The 24,698-nt window shown below is 64.6% G+C and carries 26 protein-coding genes, 1 tRNA gene and 1 other RNA gene; 24 read left to right on the top strand and 4 right to left on the bottom strand.

Annotated elements, in window-relative coordinates; all coding sequences use genetic code 11:
- The first annotated feature begins 102 nt into the window (after positions 1-102).
- From AAG591_RS10990 to ffs, 6 genes are all read left to right on the top strand, one after another.
- Complete coding sequence (locus AAG591_RS10990; protein WP_342531328.1) at positions 103-510, top strand: hypothetical protein; 408 nt, start codon at positions 103-105, stop codon at positions 508-510.
- Positions 511-536: 26 nt separating this feature from the next.
- Entirely contained in the window at positions 537-752 is a 216-nt protein-coding gene (locus tag AAG591_RS10985; RefSeq protein ID WP_342531327.1) for a helix-turn-helix transcriptional regulator, read from the top strand.
- Between the two features lie 241 nt (positions 753-993).
- Positions 994-3,516 (top strand): ATP-dependent helicase HrpB, encoded by a 2,523-nt coding sequence (gene hrpB / locus AAG591_RS10980; RefSeq protein WP_342531326.1) that lies wholly within the window; start codon positions 994-996, stop codon positions 3,514-3,516.
- Between the two features lie 15 nt (positions 3,517-3,531).
- Entirely contained in the window at positions 3,532-3,810 is a 279-nt protein-coding gene (locus AAG591_RS10975; RefSeq protein WP_342531325.1) for an ETC complex I subunit, read from the top strand.
- A gap of 7 nt (positions 3,811-3,817) precedes the next feature.
- Complete coding sequence (gene bla / locus AAG591_RS10970) at positions 3,818-4,705, top strand: class A beta-lactamase (RefSeq protein WP_342531324.1); 888 nt, start codon at positions 3,818-3,820, stop codon at positions 4,703-4,705.
- A 30-nt stretch (positions 4,706-4,735) separates the two neighbouring features.
- An RNA gene (gene ffs, locus AAG591_RS10965) (signal recognition particle sRNA small type) lies at positions 4,736-4,830 on the top strand.
- 2 nt (positions 4,831-4,832) lie between these two features.
- On the opposite strand, the gene AAG591_RS10960 is transcribed toward ffs, so the two are convergent.
- Positions 4,833-5,312, bottom strand: coding sequence for a DUF4188 domain-containing protein (locus AAG591_RS10960; RefSeq protein ID WP_342531323.1), 480 nt, complete (start codon positions 5,310-5,312; stop codon positions 4,833-4,835).
- A gap of 92 nt (positions 5,313-5,404) precedes the next feature.
- Between AAG591_RS10960 and AAG591_RS10955 the strand changes: the two genes are divergently transcribed.
- The 4 genes from AAG591_RS10955 (at position 5,405) to AAG591_RS10940 (ending at position 10,845) form a co-directional block, all read left to right on the top strand.
- On the top strand, positions 5,405-7,216 hold the full coding sequence (locus AAG591_RS10955) for a DNA polymerase III subunit gamma/tau (RefSeq protein WP_342531322.1): 1,812 nt from the start codon (positions 5,405-5,407) through the stop codon (positions 7,214-7,216).
- Positions 7,213-7,554 (top strand): YbaB/EbfC family nucleoid-associated protein, encoded by a 342-nt coding sequence (locus AAG591_RS10950; protein WP_342531321.1) that lies wholly within the window; start codon positions 7,213-7,215, stop codon positions 7,552-7,554. The genes AAG591_RS10955 and AAG591_RS10950 overlap by 4 nt, the downstream gene beginning before the upstream one ends.
- Before the next feature lie 425 nt (positions 7,555-7,979).
- A complete protein-coding gene (gene lon / locus AAG591_RS10945; RefSeq protein WP_342531320.1) occupies positions 7,980-10,376 on the top strand; it encodes an endopeptidase La in 2,397 nt (798 codons plus the stop codon).
- Between the two features lie 196 nt (positions 10,377-10,572).
- Positions 10,573-10,845: an HU family DNA-binding protein gene (locus AAG591_RS10940; RefSeq protein WP_342531319.1), complete on the top strand. Its 273-nt coding sequence runs from the start codon at positions 10,573-10,575 to the stop codon at positions 10,843-10,845.
- 116 nt (positions 10,846-10,961) lie between these two features.
- On the opposite strand, the gene rlmB is transcribed toward AAG591_RS10940, so the two are convergent.
- On the bottom strand, positions 10,962-11,759 hold the full coding sequence (gene rlmB / locus AAG591_RS10935) for a 23S rRNA (guanosine(2251)-2'-O)-methyltransferase RlmB (RefSeq protein WP_342531318.1): 798 nt from the start codon (positions 11,757-11,759) through the stop codon (positions 10,962-10,964).
- A gap of 128 nt (positions 11,760-11,887) precedes the next feature.
- Between rlmB and AAG591_RS10930 the strand changes: the two genes are divergently transcribed.
- The 5 genes from AAG591_RS10930 (at position 11,888) to AAG591_RS10910 (ending at position 14,902) form a co-directional block, all read left to right on the top strand.
- Positions 11,888-11,973, top strand: a tRNA-Tyr gene (locus AAG591_RS10930).
- Between the two features lie 287 nt (positions 11,974-12,260).
- On the top strand, positions 12,261-12,527 hold the full coding sequence (infA, locus tag AAG591_RS10925) for a translation initiation factor IF-1 (RefSeq protein WP_342531316.1): 267 nt from the start codon (positions 12,261-12,263) through the stop codon (positions 12,525-12,527).
- A gap of 43 nt (positions 12,528-12,570) precedes the next feature.
- Positions 12,571-12,723 carry a hypothetical protein gene (locus tag AAG591_RS10920; protein ID WP_342531315.1) on the top strand — a complete coding sequence of 51 codons (153 nt, stop codon included), beginning with the start codon at positions 12,571-12,573 and terminating at the stop codon, positions 12,721-12,723.
- 114 nt (positions 12,724-12,837) lie between these two features.
- Complete coding sequence (locus AAG591_RS10915; RefSeq protein WP_342531314.1) at positions 12,838-13,980, top strand: beta-ketoacyl-ACP synthase III; 1,143 nt, start codon at positions 12,838-12,840, stop codon at positions 13,978-13,980.
- A gap of 184 nt (positions 13,981-14,164) precedes the next feature.
- A complete protein-coding gene (locus AAG591_RS10910) occupies positions 14,165-14,902 on the top strand; it encodes a phosphatidylserine decarboxylase (protein WP_342531313.1) in 738 nt (245 codons plus the stop codon).
- Between the two features lie 17 nt (positions 14,903-14,919).
- On the opposite strand, the gene AAG591_RS10905 is transcribed toward AAG591_RS10910, so the two are convergent.
- On the bottom strand, positions 14,920-15,174 hold the full coding sequence (locus AAG591_RS10905; protein ID WP_342531312.1) for a hypothetical protein: 255 nt from the start codon (positions 15,172-15,174) through the stop codon (positions 14,920-14,922).
- 338 nt (positions 15,175-15,512) lie between these two features.
- On the opposite strand from AAG591_RS10905, the gene rpsB reads away from it, so the two are divergent.
- The 3 genes from rpsB to AAG591_RS10890 all read left to right on the top strand — a co-directional run bounded on the left by rpsB (position 15,513) and on the right by AAG591_RS10890 (position 18,421).
- Complete coding sequence (rpsB, locus tag AAG591_RS10900; protein WP_342531311.1) at positions 15,513-16,268, top strand: 30S ribosomal protein S2; 756 nt, start codon at positions 15,513-15,515, stop codon at positions 16,266-16,268.
- 90 nt (positions 16,269-16,358) lie between these two features.
- Positions 16,359-17,285 (top strand): translation elongation factor Ts, encoded by a 927-nt coding sequence (tsf, locus tag AAG591_RS10895; protein ID WP_342531310.1) that lies wholly within the window; start codon positions 16,359-16,361, stop codon positions 17,283-17,285.
- A 110-nt stretch (positions 17,286-17,395) separates the two neighbouring features.
- Complete coding sequence (locus AAG591_RS10890) at positions 17,396-18,421, top strand: oxidoreductase (protein ID WP_342531309.1); 1,026 nt, start codon at positions 17,396-17,398, stop codon at positions 18,419-18,421.
- Here AAG591_RS10890 and AAG591_RS10885 read toward each other — a convergent pair whose 3' ends face one another.
- A complete protein-coding gene (locus tag AAG591_RS10885) occupies positions 18,422-19,285 on the bottom strand; it encodes a metallophosphoesterase (protein ID WP_342531308.1) in 864 nt (287 codons plus the stop codon).
- A gap of 137 nt (positions 19,286-19,422) precedes the next feature.
- Here AAG591_RS10885 and pyrH point away from each other — a divergent pair, with 137 nt between their 5' ends.
- From pyrH to rseP, 6 genes are all read left to right on the top strand, one after another.
- A complete protein-coding gene (pyrH, locus tag AAG591_RS10880; protein WP_342531307.1) occupies positions 19,423-20,142 on the top strand; it encodes a UMP kinase in 720 nt (239 codons plus the stop codon).
- A gap of 28 nt (positions 20,143-20,170) precedes the next feature.
- Positions 20,171-20,728 carry a ribosome recycling factor gene (frr, locus tag AAG591_RS10875; protein WP_342531306.1) on the top strand — a complete coding sequence of 186 codons (558 nt, stop codon included), beginning with the start codon at positions 20,171-20,173 and terminating at the stop codon, positions 20,726-20,728.
- A gap of 124 nt (positions 20,729-20,852) precedes the next feature.
- Entirely contained in the window at positions 20,853-21,539 is a 687-nt protein-coding gene (gene uppS, locus AAG591_RS10870; protein ID WP_342531305.1) for a polyprenyl diphosphate synthase, read from the top strand.
- The gene (locus AAG591_RS10865; protein WP_342531304.1) at positions 21,526-22,350 is read left to right on the top strand and encodes a phosphatidate cytidylyltransferase; all 825 of its coding nucleotides are present in this window, start codon (positions 21,526-21,528) and stop codon (positions 22,348-22,350) included. Before uppS ends, AAG591_RS10865 begins: the two co-directional genes overlap by 14 nt.
- Positions 22,351-22,354: 4 nt before the next feature.
- Positions 22,355-23,509 carry a 1-deoxy-D-xylulose-5-phosphate reductoisomerase gene (gene dxr / locus AAG591_RS10860; protein ID WP_342531303.1) on the top strand — a complete coding sequence of 385 codons (1,155 nt, stop codon included), beginning with the start codon at positions 22,355-22,357 and terminating at the stop codon, positions 23,507-23,509.
- Positions 23,506-24,624, top strand: a complete 1,119-nt coding sequence (rseP, locus tag AAG591_RS10855) for an RIP metalloprotease RseP (RefSeq protein ID WP_342531302.1) — start codon at positions 23,506-23,508, stop codon at positions 24,622-24,624. Before dxr ends, rseP begins: the two co-directional genes overlap by 4 nt.
- The last annotated feature ends 74 nt before the right edge of the window (positions 24,625-24,698 follow it).

The raw sequence follows: 24,698 nt of genomic DNA, 5'->3' as shown, positions 1-24,698 counted from the left end.
AGTCGTGGCTGAGCTGCTTGCTTGGAGCCGATGTCGAAAATGTTCGACATCCGCACCAAATCCTCCTATGTAGAAAATGTTCTACATAGGAGGATTTGCAGCATGTCGTTCAAGGAAAAATCCGCGTGGGTGATGGGGGCGATCATGCTCGCCACGGGGGTGTTCTATGCCCAGCTGGTCGCGGAGGCGCCGCCGCAGGCACCGGTGATCGGGCCGCTCATTCCCTATGTGCTGGCGGTGATCGTATTCTCGGTCGTCGCGCAGGTCGGGCTCGCCATCGCCTCGCCCAAGGAAGCCAGCGCCCCAGCGGACGAGCGGGAGAAGATCGTCATCGACCGGGCGGGGCACTGGTCGGGTATGGTGATGGGCGTGCTGGCGGTTGCCGCCTGTGCCGCCTACGTGGCGGCGCCCGAGGGCGCGATGCTGTTCCACTACATCATCGGCGCGCTGATCGTCGCGCAGTTGGCGGAATATGCGTTCCAGATCGTCCTGCTGCGCAGGCCGATCTGATGGGAGGCGTCTGATGGGGTGGGCCAATGGGTAAGCGCCCGCCGATCACCAACCGCGTGCGCGAGCTGCGCGAGGAGCATGACAGGATGAGCCAGGCCGCGCTGGGCGAGGCGGTGGGGGTGACGCGCCACACGATCATCGCGATCGAACAGGGTCGCTATTCCCCCAGCCTTGAAACCGCCTTCCGGATCGCGCGCCTGTTCGGCGTCGGGGTGGAGGATGTGTTCGGCTGGGAGGGGTGAGGCTACTCAATACACCGTCGCCCCTGCGAAGGCAGGGGCCTATCCGGCGAATGTTGGTCGCGCTTGGGTCGAAACTGGTGGGCGAGTTCTTGGGTTGGCAATGAAATGCCAATCGATCGGTAATCTGGACCCCTGCCTGCGCAGGGGTGACGGACTGGGTCAGAGGTAACGCGATGCCCGGCGACACCTAATCCTGGCCCCTGCCTTCGCAGGGGTGACGGCTTAGGTTAGAGGCGGAGCAATGCCGCACGATTCCAGTCTCCCCATCCACGCCGTATTGCCGCAGCTGAGGGCCGCGTTGCGTGACGGGCCCAACGCGGTGCTGGTCGCGCCGCCGGGGGCGGGCAAGACCACCGCGGTCGCACCCGCGCTGCTGGGCGAGGACTGGTGCACCGGCGAGATCCTGCTGCTCTCGCCCCGCCGCGTCGCCGCACGCGCCGCTGCCGAGCAGATGGCGGAGATGCTGGGGGAGAAACCGGGCGAGACCATCGGCTACCTCACCCGGCTAGACTCGAAACGCTCTGCGAAGACGCGCGTAACTGTCCTGACCGAGGCGATTTTCTTGAACCGGATCGTTGCCGATCCCGAACTGCCGGGCGTTTCCGCCGTGCTGTTCGACGAGGCGCATGAGCGGCACCTCGACAGCGATTTCGGCCTCGCGCTGGCGCTGGAGACGCAAGGCATACTGCGCGAGGATCTGCGGCTGCTGGTGATGTCCGCCACGCTCGACGGAGAGCGCTTTGCCGGGCTGATGGGCCAGGCTCCCGTGATCGAGAGCGCGGGGCGCAGCCATTCCTTGCGGATCGAGTGGCTGGGGGCGAGCGGCACGCAGCGTTTCGAGGATGCGATGGCCGACGCGGTGGCGCAGGCGTGGCGCGCGGAGGATGGCGATATCCTCGCCTTCCTGCCCGGCGTGCGAGAGATCGAGCGGGTGCGCGAACGACTGGAGGATCGCTTGCGCGGCGCGGTGATCCTGCCGCTGCACGGGCAGGTCGATGCCGTCGGCCAGCGCACCGCGATCCGCCGCGATGCCGATGGCCGCCGCCGGATCGTGCTCGCGACCGCGATTGCGGAAACCTCGCTGACCTTGGACGGCGTGACCGTGGTGGTCGACGGCGGCCTTTCGCGCCGGGCGGAATACGACCGCGCAGCGGGGGGCAACCGGCTGGTGACCGTGCAGGCCTCACAGGCCTCCGCCACGCAGCGGGCCGGGCGTGCGGCGCGGCAGGCTCCGGGTGTGGCTTATCGCCTGTGGGCCGAGGCCGCGCACGCGGGCCGCCCCGCATTCGAACCGCCCGAGATCGCCACCAGCGATCTCGCGCCGCTGGTGCTGACGCTGGCGAAGTGGGGCGAGAGCGAGCCTGCCAACCTGCGCTGGCTCGACCCGCCGCCCGCCGCCTCTCTGGCGACCGCGCGCGAGGAATTGCGGGCGCTGGGCGCGCTCGATGGGGAGGGGCGGATCACCCCGCAGGGCGAGGCGATGGCGCAGTTGCCGCTTGACCCCGCGGGCGCGGCGATGGTGCTGTTCGGTGCGCGTCATGGCTGCGGCGAGCGTGCCGCGCGGGCGGTGCTGCTGTTGCAGGAGCGCGGGCTGGGCGGTCGCGGTGAGGATCTCGACGCGCGCCTCTCGCGCTGGAATGGTGAGCGGGGCGGGCGGGCTGAGGCGAGCCGGAAACTGGCGGGGCGGTGGGCGGTTGCGGCGTCGAGCCTTCTTGCTCCCCTCCCCTTGGGGGAGGGGCCGGGGGTGGGGGGTATGCCCTCTGCCGGCTCGTCGAACACCCCCACCCAACCTCCCCCTCAAGGGGGAGGAGAATCTGTGCCGCTCGCCATCATCCTCGCCGCAGGCCGCCCCGGTTTCGTGGCGAAGCGGCGCGATGCTTCGGGGGAGGACTGGCTGGCGGCGAACGGGCGCGGCTACCGGCTCGATCCGACATCCTCGGTGGCGCGCGCCGAATATTGCGTGATCGGCGATGCGCAGGGCTCGGCGCAGGGGGCACGCATCACCGCCGCCGCCGCGCTCGACGAAGCAAACCTGCGACAGTGGCTGCCCGAGCGGATTGCGCTCCATCGGACGCTGCGCTGGACCGGAGAACGGGTCGAGGCGCGGCGCGAGGAGCGGCTGGGTGCGCTGGTGCTTTCCAAGGGGCCCGACCCTGAGCCAGACATGGATGCGGTGCAGGCGCTGCTTGTGGACAAGGCTCTGGACAAGCTGGGGGAACTGCTGCCCGCGACATTGCTCGCCCGCGGCCGTTTCGCCGGGATTGCGGGCCTTTCCACCGATGCTCTGCGTGAAACCGCCGAGCTATGGCTCGCGCCGCTTCTGGCAGGCCGTCGCGATCTCGCCGTGAGCAAGGGCAAGCTGGTCGACGCAGTGCTCGGCCAGCTCGACTGGAACGAGCGCCAGCGGCTCGACGAGGCGGCGCCGCGCGAATTCGTCTCGCCCGCAGGCACGCACCACGCGATCGATTACGAGGGGCAGGACGCACCGGCGGTCGAGGTGCGGGTGCAGGCGCTCTACGGGCTCGACCGGCATCCGATGATCGGGCCCAAGGGACAGGGCGTGCCCTTGCTGCTCAAACTGACCAGCCCCGCAGGCCGCCCGGTGCAGGCGACGCGCGATCTGCCCGTGTTCTGGCGCGGAAGCTGGGCCGATGTTCGCAAGGACATGAAGGGCCGCTACCCCAAGCACCGCTGGCCCGACGAGCCGTGGACCGAAGTCGCGAGCCTCAAGACGAAGAATGCCTTTTCACGCGGGCAAGGCTGAATTAGGGAGATCGCCATGGCAGCCAGAATCTACCAGCGACCCAAGAATGCGATGCAGTCCGGCAAGGCGCGGACCGATGAGTGGGTGCTCGAATTCGAGCAATCCGAAGCGCGGCGGCCCGACCCGCTGATGGGCTGGACCGGCAGCGGCGATACGCAGGCGCAGGTCATCCTGACCTTCCCGAGCAAGGACGAGGCGAAAGCCTATGCCGAGAAATACGGCATCGTCGCGCGCGTTCACGCGACCCCGCCCAAGACTCTCAAGCTGCAGGCCTACGCCGACAATTTCCGCTGAGCGGATCGTGAAAGCCTTCCTCGGGGCGATTGCGCTGGCGACCGCCGGCTGCGCGGGGCATTCGACGCCATCCCAGCCGGCCGAGGTTTCGACCGAGCAGCTCGCCACGCAGATCGACGCTCTCGAAACCGCTTCCGGCGGACGGCTGGGGCTGGCCCTGTTCTCGCAGGACGAAGGCCTCGTTTTCGCCCATCGCGGGGCGGAGCGCTTCGCCATGTGCTCCACCTTCAAGCTTGCGCTTGCGGCGATGGCACTTGAGACGCCAGGTGTGCGTGAGGAACGGCTCGATTTCGCGGCGGGCGATATCCTCTCCTACGCGCCCTATGCGAAGGAGCGCGCGCACATTGGCTGGATGACTGGCATGGAAGCTGCCCACCACGCGGTTACGCTGAGCGACAATACGGCGGCCAATCTGCTGCTCGCCCGGCTCGGCGGGCCGGACGCGTTCACCGCATGGCTGCGCGATGCTGGCGACCGGGTGACGCGGCTCGACCGGAACGAGCCCGCCTTGAACGAGAATGCGCCGGGCGATCCGCGCGACACGACCACGCCCGATGCGAAGGCCGAACTGGTCGGTAATCTGCTGTGGGGCGACCGGCTCTCCGCAACCGACCGCGGCATCCTGCATGGCTGGCTGGAGGAGACATCCACGGGCATGGCGCGTCTGCGTGCCGGATTGCCGGACGGTTGGAACGCGGGCGACAAGACCGGAACCTGCGGCGGGGATGGGCAGCCCGAATTCAACGACATCGCGGTGTTCGAAACGCCTGCCGGTTCGCACTACGTGCTGGCGGCATTTCTCGACCGTCCGACAGGCGCCAGTGCCGATGCGGATGCGGCGCTCGCCGATGCGGCGCGTGCGGTTGCCGAATGGATCCGCAAAAGCGGCGCTTGAAATCCTGAGCCGAGTTCGCCATGTGGCGCTCCGGGAGTCGGGTGGACGTTTGCGTTCGCTCACCGGGTCAGGTCCGGAAGGAAGCAGCCCAGGTGAATTGCGGCGGGTCGCTCGGCTCCTTTTCCTGTTATACCGATGCCTTCATGCGTGAGCGTGCTTCGTTGCGCGAGCCGGTGGCGTCGGTCAGCCCTGCGACCTTGCCGAGCCCCCAATGGGGCATGTTGCCGTAGATCGTTTCGTAACGACCCGCATCGATCGCATAGGTCTCGTGAAAGATGCCCACGGTCCCGTCGCTGCCGACCGCCTTGTTGAACGCGACCCAGGCGGGCCAGTGCTGCCGGTCGCGCGAACGGGCATAGGCTTCGAGACTGTCGAAATCGCGCCAGTATTGCAGCAGGCACACTTGTCGCAGGCCGGCGAGCATGTTCTCGCTGCCGAGATAGCCGCTGTCAGGGTCCTTCGCCAATTCCTCCAGCATCGGGGGCATCGCCTTCAGGACGGGCAGCCATTTGCCGACCTTGTGGAAATGGTTGATCCGCATCCCGATTACGAAAACGACCAGCGGTCCTGAGAACGCTGCGGTCTTTCGGCCCGTTATCACACCCATCACTCTACCTCCTGAAGCGATATCAGTTGCTTTTTAAAACCTACAAGTCAAGCTTCGACAAAGCTGCAAGGCGCGCCTAGATTGAATGCCTGATGTCTGATTCCGATCTGCCCGATAGCGAAACCGAAGCCCCCACCGCCGCCGAGCTGGAAGCCGCGGGGCAGAACTCGATGTTCGGCAACGCCGCCGAGGAACCGCTTGCGGCACCTGCTGCGGACGCGCCGGTGGCCGCTCCTGCACCCGCCGATCCGGCGCAGCCCTATCGCGTGCTCGCGCGCAAATACCGCCCGCAGACCTTCAGCCAGCTGATCGGGCAGGAACCGATGGTCCAGACGCTGGCCAACGCGATCAAGCGCGACCGGCTGGCGCATGCCTTTTTGATGACCGGCGTGCGCGGGGTGGGGAAGACCTCGACCGCGCGGCTGATCGCCAAGGCGCTGAACTGCATCGGGCCGGATGGCGAGGGCGGGCCGACGATCGATCCGTGCGGGGTGTGCGAGCCGTGTCGGGCGATCGCCGAGGGGCGGCATATCGACGTGATCGAGATGGACGCCGCCAGCCACACCGGCGTCGACGATGTCCGCGAAATTATCGAGGCGGTGCGCTACGCGGCGGTCAGCGCGCGCTACAAGATCTATATCATCGACGAAGTTCACATGCTGTCGCGCAATGCTTTCAACGCCTTGCTCAAGACACTTGAGGAACCGCCTGCGCACGTGAAGTTCCTCTTCGCGACAACCGAGGTCGACAAGCTGCCGGTCACCGTGCTCAGCCGGACCCAGCGTTTCGACCTGCGTCGTATCCCGACCGACAGGCTGGCCGAGCATTTCGCCTGGGTGTGCCAGGAGGAAGGCGTCGAGGCCGAGCCGGAGGCGCTCAACCTGGTGGCCGCTGCGGCGGAAGGGTCGGTCCGCGACGGGCTCTCCATCCTCGATCAGGCGATCGCCCATGCCGATCTGGATGAGGACAACAAGGTCACATCGGCGCGGGTGCGCGATATGCTGGGCCTCGCCGATGCCGGTGCGCAGCGCCGTCTGCTTGGCGCGATCCTCGAAGGTGAGCCGAGGGCGATGCTCGATGCGGTGGCCGATCAGTATGCGCTCGGCGTCGAACCGCTCGCGCTGATCCGCTCGCTGATGGAGATCGTCCATCGCATTACCGTGATGCAGGTCGGCGGCACGATGCCCGATCTGCTGGGCGAGGAAGAGCGGGGGCAGCTTTCGGACTGGGCGGAACGGCTTTCCCCCGGGCAGCTTCATCGGCTGTGGCAGCTGCTGCTGAAGGGCTATGACGAGGTCAAGACCGCGCCCGATCCGCTGGTCAGCACCCAGATGGCGCTCCTGCGGTTGATCCACGCCGCCGATGCCCCCGATCCGGGGACGCTGGTGAAGCGGATGGAGGAACTGGCCAAGGGTATTCCCGCCGTTTCGGGCGACAATGCGGAGCGCGCCCCGTCGCCCGCAACGTCGGACGCGCCGAGTGCCGCTCGTTCAGCCGGGACAGGATCGGGAACGGATATTTCGTCCCTCGTGACGAAGGTCGAGGATGCGGGCGAATATATCGCCGCAAGCATCATGCGATTGCAGCTGCGAGTAATTTCCTGCGAAGATGGCGCGATCACATTCGCGCGCGCACCGCAGTTTACCGACCGTATCGAGGCTGAGTTGCGCGCCGCGCTCGCCAAGGCGACCGGACGCACCTGGGTGCTGACCGAAGTGTCCGATCCCGCAGCTCCGCCAAGCATGGCCGAGGCCGAGCAGGCGCAGGCCGCTGCGGTGCGCGATGCGATGGAAAACCACCCCCTGATGCAGGCCGCGCGCGCGGCCTTCCCCCAGGCGGAACTGCTCGACGAGAAAGAGCAGGGCACCGCCGACAATTCTCGCCAATGGAGCAAGCACGCATGAAGTCGATGGAAGAAATGATGGCCGCCGCGCAGAAGGCCGCCGAGACGATTCAGAACCAGATGGGCGATACGCAGGCAAAGCTCGATTCGATCGAGGTAGAAGGCACCGCCGGCGGCGGTCTTGTGAAAGTCCGCTGCACCGCGCGCGGGCGAATGCTGGGCGTCGCCATCGACGACAGCCTGATGAAGCCCGAAGAAAAGCAGATGCTCGAAGATCTGGTCGCCGCCGCGTTCAACGATGCGCGTGGCAAGGCAGACCGTGTATCGGGCGAAGAAATGCAGAAGATCCAGTCGGGCATGGGCCTGCCGCCGGGTTTCAACCTGCCGGGCATGGGGTGACGGCACCGAACCCCGCGTAACCGCGAAGGAACGCGGAGCCGCTCTTTCATAACGCCTCGTGGTGACCAGGGTGACACGTGTCACCCTGGTGTCACCCACTGTGCTCCCGGGAATTTCTCTTATTTCGCAACAGGTTGCCTTGGCCGGGGTGACAGATCGCGCAATTCGGGCGCATTTTTTTTGACAGCGGGCCGCAAGACGCCGCGTCTTTCGGTATGTCGAGCGACAATGAGAAGGAGCCGGGCGCAGGTTACCGGCACGCCCTGGTGTAGGAAAGCGCTGTGGCGCGGCGAGGCGCCTTGCCCGCCCGGCATGCAAGGCGCATCCACAGCTCCCCGTACGCTGCCATTGCGCGTCCGCGGGGTCCGACCCATATTCTTGGACAAGGACGGGCGCGCGACCAATCCGTGCGCTAAAAGATATATATGACCCAACGCTTTCCTCTGCTGCCCCTTCGCGACATCGTCGTCTTCCCCGGCATGGTTGTGCCGATCTTCGTTGGCCGTGAACGGTCCGTCGCCGCGCTTGAAGCCGCGATGGAAGGCAACAAGGATGTGTTCCTGCTCGCCCAGCTGGACCCTTCGTGCGAGGATCCGGAGGGGTCCGATCTCTACGATATCGGCGTCTCGGCGCAGGTCCTTCAGATGCTCGAGATGCCCGACGGCACCGTGCGTGTGCTCGTCGAAGGTAATTCGCGCGCGCATCTGACCGCGCTGCACGACGAGGGCGAATATACGGTCGCCGAAGTGAATCCGATCGAGCAGGCGACGGTTTCCGGAAACGAGGTCGTTGCCCTGATGCGTTCGGTGGTCGAGCAGTTCGCCGAATACACCAATCTTTCCAAGAAGAACGAAGGCGCTGCTGAGGAACTGTCCGAGGTCGACGACGCAGGCGCGCTGGCCGACGCGGTCGCCGCTGCGCTGTCGATCAAGGTGGCCGACAAGCAGGCGCTGCTGACCGAGCCCGATCCGCGCAAGCGGCTGGAGATGCTGCTCAACTTCATGGAAGGCGAGCTGTCGGTATTGCAGGTCGAGCGCCGCATCCGTGGCCGCGTGAAGCGGCAGATGGAGAAGACCCAGCGCGAATATTACCTCAACGAACAGCTGAAGGCGATCCAGAGCGAGCTGGGCGGTTCGGGCGATGGCGGCGATGGCGACGAACTCGCCGAACTGCAGGAAAAGATCGAAAAGCTCGCGCTGTCGGACGAGGCGCGCGCCAAGGCGGAAAGCGAGCTCAAGAAACTGCGCTCTATGCAGCCGATGAGCGCCGAGGCGACGGTGATCCGCAACTATCTCGACGTGCTGCTCGACCTGCCGTGGGGCGAGAAGAGCGAGCTCAATCGCGACATCGAGGAAGCACAGACGATCCTCGACGACGATCACTACGGGCTGGAGAAGGTCAAGGATCGCATCGTCGAATATCTCGCCGTGCAGGCGCGCACCAACAAGCTGAAGGGGCCGATCCTGTGCCTCGTCGGCCCTCCGGGCGTCGGCAAGACGAGCCTTGGCAAGTCGATCGCCCGCGCGACGGGGCGCGAATTCGTGCGCCAGTCGCTGGGCGGGGTGCGCGACGAGGCCGAGATCCGCGGCCACCGCCGTACCTATATCGGATCGCTGCCCGGCAAGATCGTCAAGAACCTGACCAAGGCAGGCACCGCCAACCCGCTGTTCCTGCTCGACGAGATCGACAAGCTGGGCCAGGATTTTCGCGGCGATCCGGCGTCGGCTCTGCTCGAAGTGCTCGATCCCGAACAGAACGCGCGTTTCCAGGATCACTATCTGGAGGTCGATTTCGACCTGTCGGACATTATGTTCGTGTGCACCGCCAACACGCTCGACCTGCCGCAGCCGCTGCTCGACCGGATGGAGATCATCCGGCTCGAAGGCTATACCGAGGACGAGAAGGTCGAGATCGCGACCAAACACCTCTTGCCCAAACAGATCGCCGATCACGGCCTGGAAGAGGGTGAGTTTTCGCTGACCGAGGACGCGCTGCGCGACCTGATCCGCTACTACACCCGCGAGGCGGGGGTGCGGACGCTCGAACGCGAGATCGCTCGCCTGGCGCGCAAATCGCTGCGCAAGATTCTCGAAAAGAAGGTCGGGACGGTCGAGATCACGCCGGAGAACCTCGGCGAGTTTGCCGGGGTGCGCAAATACAAGCACGGCATGGGCGAAAAGGAAGCGCAGATCGGTGCGGTCACCGGGCTCGCGTGGACCGAGGTAGGCGGCGAACTGCTGACCATCGAAAGCGTCACCACGCCGGGTCGCGGCGAAGCCAAGACGACCGGCAAGCTGGGCGAGGTGATGAACGAAAGCGTCGCCGCTGCCTTCAGCTTCGTCAAGGCACGGGCACCCGCGTATGGCATCCGCCCTTCGATCTTTCGCCGCAAGAACATCCACATCCACCTGCCCGAAGGGGCGGTGCCCAAGGACGGGCCGAGCGCGGGCGTGGGGATGGTCACCTCGATCGTGTCGACGCTGACCGGCATTGCCGTACGGCCCGATGTCGCGATGACCGGCGAAGTCACGCTGCGTGGCCGGGTGCTGCCGATCGGCGGGCTCAAGGAAAAGCTGCTGGCGGCGCGCCGCGGCGGCATCCCGATCGTGCTGATCCCGGAAGACAACGTGAAGGATCTTGCCGAAATCCCGGACCGGATCACCGACGGGGTCGAGATCATTCCGGTCAGCCACGTCGACGAAGTGCTGGCGCATGCGCTGGTTCGCCAGCCCGAAGCGATCGAATGGACCGAGGCGGACGATCTCGCGAGTCAGCCGGTCAGCGGTCCGCCCTTCGCGGAAAGCGGGCAGACCCGGCACTGAGACCCGACGTTCGTGCTGTGTTCCGGATTTCCCACAGGTTTGTGCACAGGTAACGATTCATAAACTAGCAAATCGCAGGTTTCCGCGATTTTTCCGCAAAATGGCTTTGACAGACTCGTGACTAAGGTTTCAGGTGGGGGCATTCGCATGATGCGGATCACCACTTTGAATGTCTGGGACTGAGGGGTTTTTCCGAATGAACAAGAATGAGCTGATCGGCGCAGTCGCCGAATCCTGTGGCCTTTCCAAAACCGATGCTTCGAACGCTGTCGAAGGCGTTTTCGATTCGATCCAGAAGGCCCTCGCCAATGGCGATGAGGTCCGGCTCGTGGGCTTCGGTACGTTTTCCGTGGCCAAGCGGAAGGCTTCGACCGGCCGTAACCCGCGCACCGGCGAACCGATGGAAATCAAGGCTTCCAACCAGCCGAAGTTCAAGGCCGGCAAGGGCCTGAAGGACGCCGTGAACTAAGAGCGTTCGACGCTCGGCCCCTTGCGGGGCTATTCATTACGAAAAACCCCGTCGAGTGGTGGATCGACGGGGTTTTTCTTTGCCTGCGATCGGAGAGGTTTCCCGCGCGGAGAGCGTCAGTCCTCGCGCGTTGCCAGCGCGTAAAGCGCGATGGCGGCGGCGTTCGAAACGTTGAGGCTCTCGATAGCGTCGGAGATCGGCAGTTTGGCCAGCGCGTCGCAGTGCCCGGCAATGTTGTGGCGCAGCCCGGCGCCTTCCGCGCCCAGCACGATGGCCACAGGTCCCGTAGGCATCGCCTGCGCCAGCGTCATCTCCGCTTCTCCGGCCAGACCGATCCGCCAGAAGCCGCTGTTCGACAGATCGTCGAGCGCGCGCGCCAGGTTGACCACGCGCACCCACGGCACCGTCTCCAGCGCGCCCGACGCGGACTTGGCGACCACGCCGCTTTCGGGCGGGGCATGCCGATCCTGCGTCACGATCGCCGCCGCGCCGAACGCAGCCGCCGAACGCAGGATCGCGCCGACATTGTGCGGATCGGTCACCTGATCGAGCACCACGATGGGGCGATTCGCGTCGGCATCGGCGATGATCTCGGCAAGGTCGCGATCTTCCAGCGCGGCGCATTCCAGCACCAGCCCCTGATGCGGCGCATCGCGCGCCACCAGCCTGTCGAGATCGGGCCCCTCGGCATATTCGATCGGGAAATCGGCGGGCAATTCACCGTCGAGCGAGGCGATTCCCTCGCGTGTGGCCCACAATTTGCGATGTTTGCGCTCCGGATTGAGCAGCGCGGCCTCGACCGCGTGCCGACCCCACAGGCGCACCTGGCCCGTGCTCGCGCGCCCGCTGCCGCGTCCGCCCTTCATCCGCCCAGCGCGTCCGCGCAATGCTCTTTTCCGTTCCGGTTTTGCCATAGGCGCCCGCACTGCCAGCCCGACCATTGACAGGCAAGCGCGGCTTCTCCAAAGGGGCGCCTCTCGGCATCCGGTCGCCCCCCGAAAGGGCACCGTTTCTTGCATTGCCTCTTGCAGACCGATCATGTGGACAGGTGGCCGAGTGGTTAAAGGCAGCAGACTGTAAATCTGCCCGCGCAAGCGTACGCTGGTTCGAATCCAGCCCTGTCCACCACTTCTTCGGTAAAGCTTCAAATCGAGAAAATGCGTATGGGCCCGGGCTGCCCGGGTTCGGCATTGGAGTGCCTTCGCACGGCGCTATCGCCCATGAGACATGGCGCCATGTTATTGAAATTTCTTTGCCCGCTGCTATATTGATTTTGCCTGACGTCGTTTGCGACGGATTATGATTGCCGCGACGGTCGCCCAAGTGCGACTCCGGCACCACTTCCATTCCACACACTATGGCTCCGCCACGGAACACGTCCGTGCGGATGATTTTTCGTACGTGAAGGAACAGGTTTGGCGAAAGAACAGCTCATTACGATGGAAGGCGCGATCGACGAGATCCTGCCCGACGGACGCTTTGGCGTGACACTCGATAATGAGCACCGCATCATCTGCTACACCGCAGGCAAGATGCGTCGCTACCGTATCCGTTCGGTCGTTGGAGACCGCGTACATGTCGAAATGACGCCGTATGATCTGTCCAAGGGACGGATCGTTTTTCGCGAACGTTCACCCGGGCAAGGGCCCGTCGGTGCACGCACGCGCGCAAACCGGCGCTGACAATCCAGGAAGGCGGCGGGAAGACCCGCCGGATATTACATACATGAATACCCTTACCATGCGCGGCACGCCGCGCGCAAAACTGTCGCTGCGCTATGGCGCCGTTCACGCGCAGGCCCTGGCGGACCACGACCCCGCTAGCGCTGGGATACCGACCCCCGAACTGCGCCGTCTCGTCGCCAGGATGGTCGACTGAGCTTCACTGCGTCGGGCGGCGAGGCAGCCTGCCTCGCCGTCTGCCGTCCCGATTCCGCGCGTTTGGAGACGCGCGCTTGCCGCGCCATCCACGCGCGGCTAATCCACCCCTCCCATGAACGCGCACTCTACTATTGCGGGCCACCCCGTTATCTCCGCGACCGGGCTGTTCACGCCCGAAGAAAGCATCAGCAACGAAGAACTGGTGCGAAGCTTCAACGCATTTGTCGATCGCCACAACGCGCAGCACGCCGATGCGATCGCCGCGGGCGAGGCCGAGCCGCTGACGCATAGCTCCGTCGAGTTCATCGAAAAGGCGAGCGGGATCAAGGCGCGCCATGTGATCAACAAGGCGCCGCTGATCGACCCCGCGATCATGGAGCCGCGCCACGAACCGCGCGGCAACGACGAACTCTCGATAATGGCGGAGATCGGCGTGAAGGCCGCGCGCGACGCCTTGGCGAAGGCCGGGCGTGATGCAGCCGATGTCGATGCGGTGCTGTGCGCCGCGTCGAACATGCAGCGGCCCTATCCGGCGATGGCGATCGAGATCCAGCAGGCACTGGGCATCGACGGTTTCGCGTTCGACATGAACGTTGCCTGCTCTTCGGCCACCTTCGGGATCCAGACTGCCGCCGATTACGTACGCTCCGGCAATGCGAAGAGCGTGCTGGTCGTCAGCCCCGAGATTACCAGCGGGCACCTCAACTGGCGCGACCGCGACAGCCATTTCATCTTCGGCGACGTCGCTACCGCTGTTTTGGTAGAGGATGCGCAGATCGCTCCCGCGCAGCACTGGGACATTCTCGGGACGCGCCTGAAGACGGTGTTCTCGAACAATATCCGCAACAACTTCGGCTTCCTCAACCGCGCCGAGCCCGAAACGATGGGCGCGGACGACAAGCTGTTCGTCCAGGAAGGCCGCAAGGTCTTCAAGGAAGTGGTCCCGATGGTCGCCGAAATGATCGTGACCGAGGCAGAGCGGCTGTCGGTCGATCCGACGGCGCTGAGGCGTTTGTGGCTGCACCAGGCCAATGCCGGGATGAACCGCCTGATCGCCCAGCGCGTGCTGGGGCACGAGGCGAATGCGGACGAGAGCCCCACCGTACTCGATACTTATGGCAACACGTCGAGCGCAGGCTCGATCATCGCGTTCCACCTGAACAACGAAGATCTCGCCGATGGAGATACCGGGCTGATCTGCAGCTTCGGCGCAGGCTACTCGGCTGGCACGGTATTCGTGCGCAAGGTCGGCTAGCGCGTCCGGCCACGCCTTGCGCTGCGCAAGGCATCCCGCGCCGCGATCGTATGCTGCTCACTCTGAACCGCTGAAGCCTTCAGTGCGCCGACCAGGTTCGTGATGGCGCCGCTGTGCGACGACATCGAAACCGTCATGGCAGCCGCGCCTTGTCTGCCATTCTCCTTCGCCCTAGGGATCAGCTATGGCAGGTGACTTCATGGACAATCGCGGACGGGGGGAGGCGCGTTCCGCGATCCCCTCGATTCATCCCGAGGGGCGCAAATACGCGCTGATCTGCTTCGGCCTGTCGCTGATCGCTGCGGTCCTTGCCTGGGAAACGATCGCGTGGCCGCTCGCCTTCCTGTCGCTGTGCATCCTCGCCTTTTTCCGCGACCCGGAAAGGGTCGTACCGCGCGGCGACAATCTGCTCGTGTCGCCGGCCGATGGCACGGTGACGCAGATCGCTGAGGTCGAACCTCCGCTCGAACTGCGGGGGGAAGATGGGGGGCTCGGCAGGGCGCCCGTGACGCGGATATCGATCTATCTCAGCGTCTTCGACGTTCATATCAATCGATCACCCTGCGCGGGCACGATCGTCGCGATGAATTACATGCCGGGCAAGTTCGTCAATGCCGAGCTCGACAAGGCCAGCGATGAGAACGAGCGTCAGCATCTGCTGATCATGCGCGGCGATGGCGTGGTCGTCGGGATGACGCAGATCGCCGGGCTCGTGTCGCGGCGCATCGTCCCCTTCGTAAAGCCCGGGGACATCGTGGCGGCGGGCCAGCGTATCGGGCTGATCCGGTTCGGAAGCAGGGTCGACCTTTATCTTCCGGCGGGGACCTCTCCCCAGGTGCTGATGGGGCAGCGTGTGATCGCAGGCGAAACCGTGCTGGGCAGGCTGGGCGAAACCGTCACGCTGGAAGGCGTCCAGCAATAATTCCCCGGTATTGCCGATCAGGCTGCCGCGCGCAGCTTTGAAGCGGGCGAGCGAGCGGCGATTCCCGCGCGGCGGGCAGGGCGACCGGCAGTGCTGCGAACCCGGGCCAGCGAACTGCCTGCCATTGCTGCTTCGCCACCGGTCCTCAGCGCGCGCAGTTCGCGTGCGAGCGCCCCGTAGGAAACCCAGCCGCGCAGCAGGCTGTCGGTCGCGCACAGCAGGGCAATGAACGTCGTGGCAACAAGCAGGCAGGTAATGGCGAGCGCGATCATGTTCTTTCTCCGGCCTTCATCTTCCAGAGAGCCGGTGCAAAAGAGCTGTACCGGCTGTGGAAAACGTGGTGATAATCCATCAGTGGCTCTCGGTGTTCCGCTGATGAGTGCCAATGTTCTCCATTTGTTCTTGCCTGTCAAGGCAAATCGGGTCGACCGGCATTGCTGGTGCGCCAAAATGAGGCTGGATTTTCCGCTCATCACTCGCTAAGTGGCCCGCTTCCGCGACGGATTCGCGGGAAAATCCACATGGAAGGCGCCTTCATACCGGTGCCCAAGGCGGGGTCTCCGCCACGGGTTCCTGCCTTCCAGAGGTTCAACCGGAAAGGAATTTACCTATGGCGGCTCCTACCGTCACGATGCAGCAATTGATCGAGGCCGGCGCACACTTCGGCCACCAGACCCACCGCTGGAACCCGCGCATGAAGCCGTACATCTTCGGCGCGCGCAACGGTGTTCACATCATCGACCTGTCGCAGACCGTGCCGCTGATGGCGCGTGCGCTCGATTTCGTCGCCGCGACCGCGCAGGGCAAGGGCAAGGTCCTGTTCGTCGGCACCAAGCGCCAGGCGCAGGAGCCGGTCGCCGAAGCCGCCCGCATGAGCGGACAGCACTTCGTCAACCACCGCTGGCTGGGCGGCATGCTGACCAACTGGAAGACCATTTCCGGTTCGATCAAGCGCCTCAAGACGCTGGAAGAGCAGCTTTCGGGCGACACCAGCGGCCTGACCAAGAAGGAAGTGCTCAACCTGACGCGCGAACGCGACAAGCTCGAGCTTTCGCTCGGCGGCATCCGCGACATGGGCGGCATTCCCGACGTGATGATCGTGATCGACGCCAACAAGGAAGACCTCGCGATCAAGGAAGCCAACGTGCTTGGCATTCCCGTGGTTGCGGTGCTCGATTCGAACACCGACCCGACCGGCATCGCCTTCCCCGTTCCGGGTAACGACGATGCGGCGCGTGCCGTGCGTCTTTACTGCGACGCATTCGGTGAAGCTGCACGCCGCGACGGCGCGAACGATCCGGGTGTCGGCGAGATGGAAAATCCGCCCGCCGAGACCTCGACCGAGGCAGCCGAAGCAACCGCGTAACCGCGGCTTCACAATCGCTGACTAGCGACCCGGAGCGGATTGACCCGTTCCGGGGACGCTGACCACATTTCAAAATCAAGGATACGATCGATGGCCGCTTTTACCGCCGCTGACGTAAAGAAACTCCGCGAGAAGACCGGCGCGGGCATGATGGATGCGAAGAAGGCTCTCGAAGCCGCCGATGGCGACGTCGAAGCCGCTGTCGACGCGCTGCGTGCCAAGGGCCTCGCCACCGCCCAGAAGAAGTCGAGCCGTACCGCAGCCGAAGGGCTGATCGGCGTCGCCGTCGAAGGCACCAAGGGTGTCGCGGTCGAGGTCAACTCGGAAACCGACTTCGTCGCCAAGAACGACCAGTTCCAGGACTTCGTGCGCAAGACGACGCAGGTTGCGCTGGGCGCGAACAGCGACGACGTCGAAGCGCTCAAGGGCATGGATCACCCCGATGGCGGCACGATCGGCGACAAGCTGACCAACAACGTCGCGACCATTGGTGAGAACCAGCAGGTCCGCCGGATGAAGTCCGTCTCGGTCGATCAGGGCCTCGTCGTCCCCTACATGCACAACGCGGTTTCGCCGAACCTCGGCAAGATCGGCGTGCTCGTCGCGCTCGAAAGCGAAGCCGATGCGGCAACGCTCGAAACGCTCGGCACCAAGCTTGCGCAGCACATCGCCGCTGCGTTCCCGCAGGCGCTCAATGCCGAAGGTCTCGACGCCGAGCTGATCGAGCGTGAGCGTTCGATCGCCAAGGAAAAGGCAGCCGAAAGCGGCAAGCCCGAGAACGTGCAGGAAAAGATGGTCGAAGGCGCCGTGGCCAAGTTCGCCAAGGAAAACGCGCTGCTCAGCCAGATCCTGGTGCACGACAACAAGACCCCGATCGAACAGGTCGTCGCGCAGGCGGGCAAGGAAGCCGGCAAGCCGATCGTCCTGAAGGACTACGTCCGCTTCCAGCTGGGCGAAGGCATCGAGAAGGAAGAAAGCGACTTCGCAGCCGAAGTCGCGGCGGCCGTGAAGGGCTAACGTCCCTTCATCATCGACGCTTCAAATTCGCGGCCGTCGGGTTTCGATCCGGCGGCCGTTTTCGTGTCCGGCGCATTCGAGTACAGGCACGCCAGCAACAAGGAAGTTACATGACGCAAATCGGGGTCGGCCTCGTCGGATTCGGATTGAGCGGCCGCGTATTCCATGCGCCCTTCGTGGAAGCGACCGAGGGTTTGGCGCTGCGTGCGATCGTCTCCAGCGATCCCGCGAAGGTTCACGACCGCCTGCCGGGAATGGCTGTAGTCCCTTCGGTGGAGGCGCTTCTGGCCGAACCCGGCATCGAACTGGTGATCGTTGCCAGTCCCGACGATCTGCACGCAGACCATGCAATCGCGGCGCTCGATGCGGGCAAGCACGTGCTGGTCGAAAAACCGGTTGCGACGACGCTCGGCGATGCTCAGCGGATGCGCGATGCCGCGCAGCGCACCGGGCGGATGTTGACCGTGTTCCAGAACCGGCGCTGGGATGCCGATTTCCTGACGCTGAAAAGGATGATTGGCGAAGATCTGCTGGGCGAGATCGTCCATTTCGAAAGCCATTTCGATCGATGGAAGCCGGATGTCCCCGAACGCTGGAAAGATGCGCGTGAAGGCGGATCGTGGTTCGATCTCGGCCCGCATCTGGTCGATCAGGCGCTGTGCCTGTTCGGCATGCCGGATGCTATGACGCTCGATCTCGCGAGTATGCGAGAGGGGAGCCCGGCACCCGACTGGTTCCATGCGGTCCTGCGCTACCCGAACCGCCGGGTGGTGCTGCATTCGAGCAAGCTGTGCGCGGACGATGGGCTGCGCTTCGCGGTCCACGGTACCGGCGGCAGCTGGATCAAGCACGGGCTCGACACACAGGAGCCCGCGATCGTCGGCGGCGCGCAGCCGGGCGATGCGGACCTGGGAGTGGACCCGATACCGGGCACCTACACTCCCGCCAGCGATATCCATTCGCATGGCGAGGTGCCGAATGAGCGTGGCGATTATCGGTTGTTCTGGAACGCTCTCGCCTCGGCCATCCGTGGCGACGGGCCCAACCCCGTGGGAATCGAACAGGCTCTCGACACGATGAAGGTGCTCGAAGCAGGGATGCGCAGCGCGAAGAGCGGTGCAACGGTGGCGTTCTAGCTATCCGCCTTCCGGGCGGAACTCGACCAGCCACACCTGGGCCCGCGTCCCGAACCGCACCGGCATGATGCTCGTGCCGAGCCCCCCGCTGACGATCACGGTTTTCGTGCCCTCCTCGATCCGCCCGCATTCGTAGCGCTTGCCATAGCGCGAAGGTACGCCGAGCGACCCGATCAGGGGAAGCCTGATCTGGCCGCAATGCGTGTGCCCTGCCAGCACCACCGATCCTTCGGGCAGGTCGGGCGTGGGGTCGGGCCCGTGGCTCACGATGATCCGCGCGCCCGCGAGCTTCTTCATCGCACGCAGGGTTGCCGGGATATCGGCGTGACCGGTATACTCGTCGTCGAGCCCGCCGATTGCCAGCGGACCGGCCTGGTGGGCTTCGTTCTCGAGCACCACGATGTCCGTTCCAGCAAGCCCGGCCTTGAGGGCCGGCCAGTCGTACCAGTGATCGTGGTTGCCGGGGACGAGGATCACGCCAAGCGGTGCCTTCAATCCTGCCAGTGGGGCGATGATCTCGTCTGCCTTGTAGACATGGGTGACAAGGCGACCATCGCTCACCAAGTCGCCCGCGATCACGATCAGGTCTGGCTCCAGCGCATTCACCTGCGCGACGATCCGATCGAGCCGCTTGGGCGGCATGTCCGGGCCGGAGACGTGGATATCGGTCAGCAGCGCGACTGTGACCTGATCGGTTGCTTCGGGCATGTCGGCCAGCGTGACGGTGGTCCGCAGCACCTGCGGATCGCCCATCGTGTCGCGCCATGCTTTCCATGCGATCAGCGAGCTCGCCACAAGCACGGCGGCGAGAATCGCCAGAACAAGCGTGCGCTTGCGACCGGTCGGGAACGAAGATCGGTTCATACGATAGGAATAGGGACGTGCCATAGCTGGGCAAGCGCAATCAAAACCGCCCGCACTCCAGTTCGTCAGGCCGTTGCCACCTGCACCCGTGCGCGTTAGGGCCGAGCGCAATTCCGCAAATCGAGGCCTCACCCCCCATGCCGATCAAGAACGCCAAGCGCATCCTCCTGAAACTCTCGGGCGAAGTGCTCATGGGCGAACAGGAATTCGGCATCGATCCTGCCTTCGTCCTCGAATTGGCGAAGGAAGTGAAGCAGGCCAAGGACGAAGGGTGGGAAATCTGCCTCGTCATCGGCGGCGGCAACATCTTTCGCGGGATGGCGGGCGCGGCGCAGGGGATGGACCGCGGACAGGCCGACTACATGGGCATGCTCGCCACGGTGATGAACGCGCTCGCGATGCAGAGCGCGCTCGAACAGCTGGGCGTCCCGACGCGCGTGCAGAGCGCCGTGCAGATGGATCAGGTGTGCGAACCGGTGATCCGCCGCCGAGCGGAACGGCATCTGGAAAAGGGCCGCATCGTGATCTTCGCCGCAGGCGTGGGCGCGCCCTATTTCACCACCGACAGCGGCGCAGCGCTGCGTGCTGCCGAAATGCGCTGCGATGCCTTGTTCAAGGGCACCAGCGTGGACGGAGTTTACGATTCCGATCCCAAGAAAAATTCCGAGGCAAAGCGTTACGATACAGTCACTTATGGCAAGGTACTGGCGGACAACCTGAAGGTGATGGACGCCAGCGCAGTGGCTCTGTGTCGCGACAACAATATTCCCATCGTCGTCTTCTCGATCCGCGAGAAGGGCAATCTGGCCCGCGTTCTCGCTGGCGAAGGGGTCCAGACGATCGTACAGAACGACTAGAATTCAAGAGGATGTGAGGAAGCCGACCATGGCGAAATACGACAAGAGCGATATCGAACGCCGGATGCAGGGCGCGGTGGAAAGCCTCAAGGGCGATCTCGCGGGCCTGCGCACCGGGCGCGCCAACACCAGCCTGCTCGATCCCGTTGTGGTCGAGGTCTACGGCTCGATGATGCCGCTCAACCAAGTGGCGACCGTGTCTGCGCCCGAACCGCGCATGCTGAGCGTGCAGGTGTGGGACAAGAGCAATGTCAGCGCGGTCGAGAAGGGCATTGCGCACGCGAACCTGGGCCTCAACCCGATGCAGGACGGCCAGACGCTGCGCATTCCCATGCCCGACCTAACCGAGGAACGGCGCAAGGACCTCGCCAAGCTGGCGGGCAAGTATGCCGAAGGCGCCAAGATCGCGATCCGCAACGTGCGCCGCGACGGTATGGAAGCGCTCAAGGAAGACGAGAAGAAGAAGGAAATCTCCGAGGACGACCGCAAGCGGTCCGAAGACGAGGTCCAGAAGCTGACCGACAAGTATACCGCGGAGGCGGACGCTGCGGCCGAAGCCAAGGAAAAGGAAATCATGACGCAGTGAGGGTTCTCGCCCTCCTGTCCTGGTCCGTTCGCCCTGAGCTTGTCGAAGGGCTGTTTCCCTGTCGTTGCTATGCCCCAATGAGGGGGGCTGTGCTTCGACAGGTTCCGCCCGAGCGGTTATATTGATGGCAGACAGTTCGCAAAATCAGGCAAGACACGTTGCCATCATCATGGATGGCAATGGTCGCTGGGCGAAGCGTCGCGCACTGCCGCGCGCCATGGGCCACAAGCGCGGCGTGGAGGCCGTGCGGACGCTGGTCCGCAGCCTCAAGGACACCTCGATCGAATGCCTGACGCTGTATGCCTTCAGCAGCGAGAACTGGAAGCGCCCGCAGGATGAGGTGTCCGACCTCATGAACCTGATGCGCAGCTTCATCCGGTCCGATCTTGACGAATTCGTCGCCAATGGCGTGCGGCTGAAAATCGTCGGCGACTGGCGCGCGCTCGATGGCGACATCGTGGCCATGCTGGAAGACGCGCTGGAGCGAACCAAGGATGGGGCACGCACCGTCGCCGTAGCGCTCAATTACGGAGCGCAGCAGGAAATCGCGTTGGCAGCGAGTGCTGCAGCGCGCGAGGGTGAGATCACGCCCGAGTCCATCGAACGGCACCTGTTCACTGCCGACCTGCCGCCTGTCGATCTGCTGATCCGCACAAGTGGAGAGGTGCGCCTTTCCAATTTCTTGCTATGGCAGATGGCCTACGCGGAAATGATTTTCGTCGAGACGCTGTGGCCCGATTTCACGCCGCAGCATTTACACGAAGCGCTCGATACGTTCGCGAGGAGGGAGAGGCGCTATGGCGGCCGATAACGAACCGCGCATGGATGCGGAAGACGATACGCCCGCAGGTGAGCGCGATGTTGCGCCCGAAGCGCAGGTGGAAGCGCAAGCCGCATCGAACGAACTGCCCGAAGGCTTGCCCGAAGAGGTCGAGATTGCCGCGATCGCGGCCAATGCGCGTCGCAAGAAGCTGGGCATTCGCGTTGCCTCCGGCGTGGTGCTTGGCGCGCTGGCGGCGGCTGCGGTGTTTTGGGGCGGGGCGCAGGGGCGCACGCTGCTGATCGCCGGTGTCGCCGCCGCGTGTTTCATCGAATTCATCTTCCTGGTCATCAAGGCGACGGCGAATGTCCCCTACCGGCTCGCCGCGATTATCGCGGGGGGTGCGTATATCGCCCTGGCAGGGGTGATCCTCAGCGGGTTCTCGCTCGAGCTGTTCCTGGTGACCATTTTCGTCGTGATTTTCGCCGACAGCTTTGCCTACGGCGTCGGCACTCTGGTGGGTGGGCCGAAGATCTGGCGCAGGGTCAGTCCGAACAAGACCTGGGCGGGCATGATCGGCGGCATGATCGGCGCGACGCTGTTCCTGCTGGGCGCGGTGTTCGGCGCGGCGCAGATCATCGACATGGCGGTAACGTCGCGTGCCTACATGCTCGCACTGATCCTCGGCCCGGTACTCGCCGTGGTGGCGCAAGCCGGCGACCTTTTCGAAAGCTGGCTGAAGCGCAAGGCGGGGGTGAAGGATTCCAGCCGTCTCATTCCGGGGCACGGCGGGTTCTTCGATCGTTTCGACGGATTGATCCCGGTCGCCATCGTGGTGGGCGTGGTCTACAATCTCGCCTGATCCCATGCGCTCGATAAGCATCCTCGGCGCGACCGGTTCGGTCGGCGACTCCACCCTCAAGCTGCTGCGCAAGCATCGGGCCGATTGGCGGGTCGAGGCGCTGACCGCGCATTGCAGCGTTTCCAAACTGGCGGACCTGGCGCGCGAATTCGACGCGAAGATCGCTGTGGTGAGCGACGAGGCCTGCCTGCCCGCGTTGCGCGAGGCGCTGTCGGGGAGCGGCATCGAGGCTGCGGGCGGCCGCGCTGCCCTGATCGAGGCGGCGAAGCGCCCGGTCGATATCACCATGGCTGCGATCGTGGGTTGCGCCGGGCTTGCCCCGGTCATGGCCGCGATCGAGCGGGGCGGCACGATCGCTCTGGCGAACAAGGAAGCGCTGGTTTCCGCGGGCGAGGTCATGACACGGGCGGTCGCTGAGCATGGCGCAACGCTGCTGCCGGTGGACAGCGAGCACAACGCAATCTTCCAGTGCCTTGCGGGCAACGACATCGCCGAGGTGCGGATGATCACCCTGACCGCGAGCGGAGGGCCGCTGCGGCTGCTCTCTCCGCAGGAGCTCGAACGGGTCACGCCCGATCAAGCGGTCGCGCATCCCAACTGGGACATGGGGGCCAAGATCAGCGTCGATTCGGCGACGATGTTCAACAAGGGCCTCGAGCTGATCGAGGCGCATCACCTGTTCCCGGTCGGGCTCGATAAGATCCGCATTCTGGTGCATCCGCAAAGCGTGATCCACTCGATGGTCGAGTACCGCGACAACTCCACGCTCGCACAGCTCGGGCCGTCGGAGATGATGGTGCCGATCGCGTCGTGCCTCGCATGGCCGAAACGGATGGAAACGCCGTGCGAGCCGCTCGACCTGGCGAAGATCGGCGAACTGACCTTTTTCGCGCCCGACGAAGAGCGCTTCCCCGCGACCAGGCTGGCCCGCGCCGCGTGTGAGGAGGGTGGGGCGACGCCTGCAGTTCTCAATGCTGCCAATGAGATAGCCGTGGGGGCCTTCCTTGCCGGTCACATTCCGTTCACCAGAATTGCGGCATTGGTAGAGGACGTCCTGCAAAAGTCGAACCATCCCAAACGGCTCGACAGCCTCGACGATGTGCTGGCGGTCGATGCGGCTGCGCGCAGGCAGGCGCAGGCCATTCTGGAGAACAAGTGATCGAAAACGTGCCCATCTGGATGTGGATCGTCGGGTTCCTGCTGGTGCTGGGGCCGCTGGTTACACTGCACGAACTTGGCCATCTGCTCGTGGGCCGTGCGCTCGGCGTGAAGGCGGATGCATTCTCCGTCGGGTTCGGCAAGGAACTGGTCGGTTTCGACGACAGGCGCGGTACGCGATGGCGCATCTCGGCGCTGCCGCTGGGCGGGTACGTCCAGTTCAAGGGCGATATGAACCCGGCCAGCATCCCCGATCCCAACGCACCGGCGGAAGAGGGTGCGTTTCAGAACGCCAGCCTCTGGCGCCGCGCATTGATCGTGGCTGCGGGCCCCGTGACCAATATTCTGGTCGCAATCGGCATTTTTGCCGCCTTCTTCATGATTATCGGCAAGCCGGTCCCCGTCGATCCGTCCGAACAACTGACCGTCGCCGGGTTCAGCGAGAAATCGTCTGCGCGCGATGCCGGTCTCAAGATCGGCGACCGGATCGTGACGCTCGACGGCAAGCAGCTCGAAAGTTTTCGCGAACTGCAACAGGAAGTGATGCTGCAGCCCGAGCAGCGTATGGAACTGGGCGTGGAGCGAAATGGCCGAACGATCACGGTGCCTGTGACGACGATGAGCAGTGAGGTCGAGGATCGGTTCGGCAACACGTCGCGGATTGGCCTGCTGGGGGTCGAATCGGCCGGTGTCGAATATGATTTTGAGCGTCAGGGCCCGCTGGGAGCGCTGGTGGGCGCGTCGCAGCAGACCGTCGATACGTTTTCGATGATGGTGACGGGGCTAAAGCAAATCGTCATCGGACAGCGGTCTGTCAGCGAGCTGGGCGGCCCGGTGAAGATCGCGAAGTACTCCGGTGAGCAACTGAGCCTGGGCTGGATTGCGTTCGTGAACTTCGCCGCGCTGATCTCACTTAATTTGGCATTCATTAACCTGCTGCCAATCCCGGCGCTCGACGGTGGTCATCTGGCATTCTACGCGGCGGAGGCGATCCGCCGGAAGCCTGTGGGGCCCCGCGCGATGGAAATGGCGTATCGCACCGGTGTGGCTCTCGTGCTTGCACTGATGCTATTCGTGACGATCAACGACCTGGCATCGCTGACGCTGTTTGGCTGACGCAGTACCGGGCAGGGACATGAGAGGCGACCCACCAGCAATCGGACCTGCTTGAAAGGGGCGCGCGTATCGGG

It is taken from the genome of Citromicrobium bathyomarinum, from assembly GCF_038594485.1.
Taxonomy (GTDB): domain Bacteria; phylum Pseudomonadota; class Alphaproteobacteria; order Sphingomonadales; family Sphingomonadaceae; genus Alteriqipengyuania; species Alteriqipengyuania bathyomarina_A.
The sequence above is the reverse complement of the archived record's forward strand: the minus strand, read 5'-3'. Positions and strand labels throughout refer to the sequence as shown.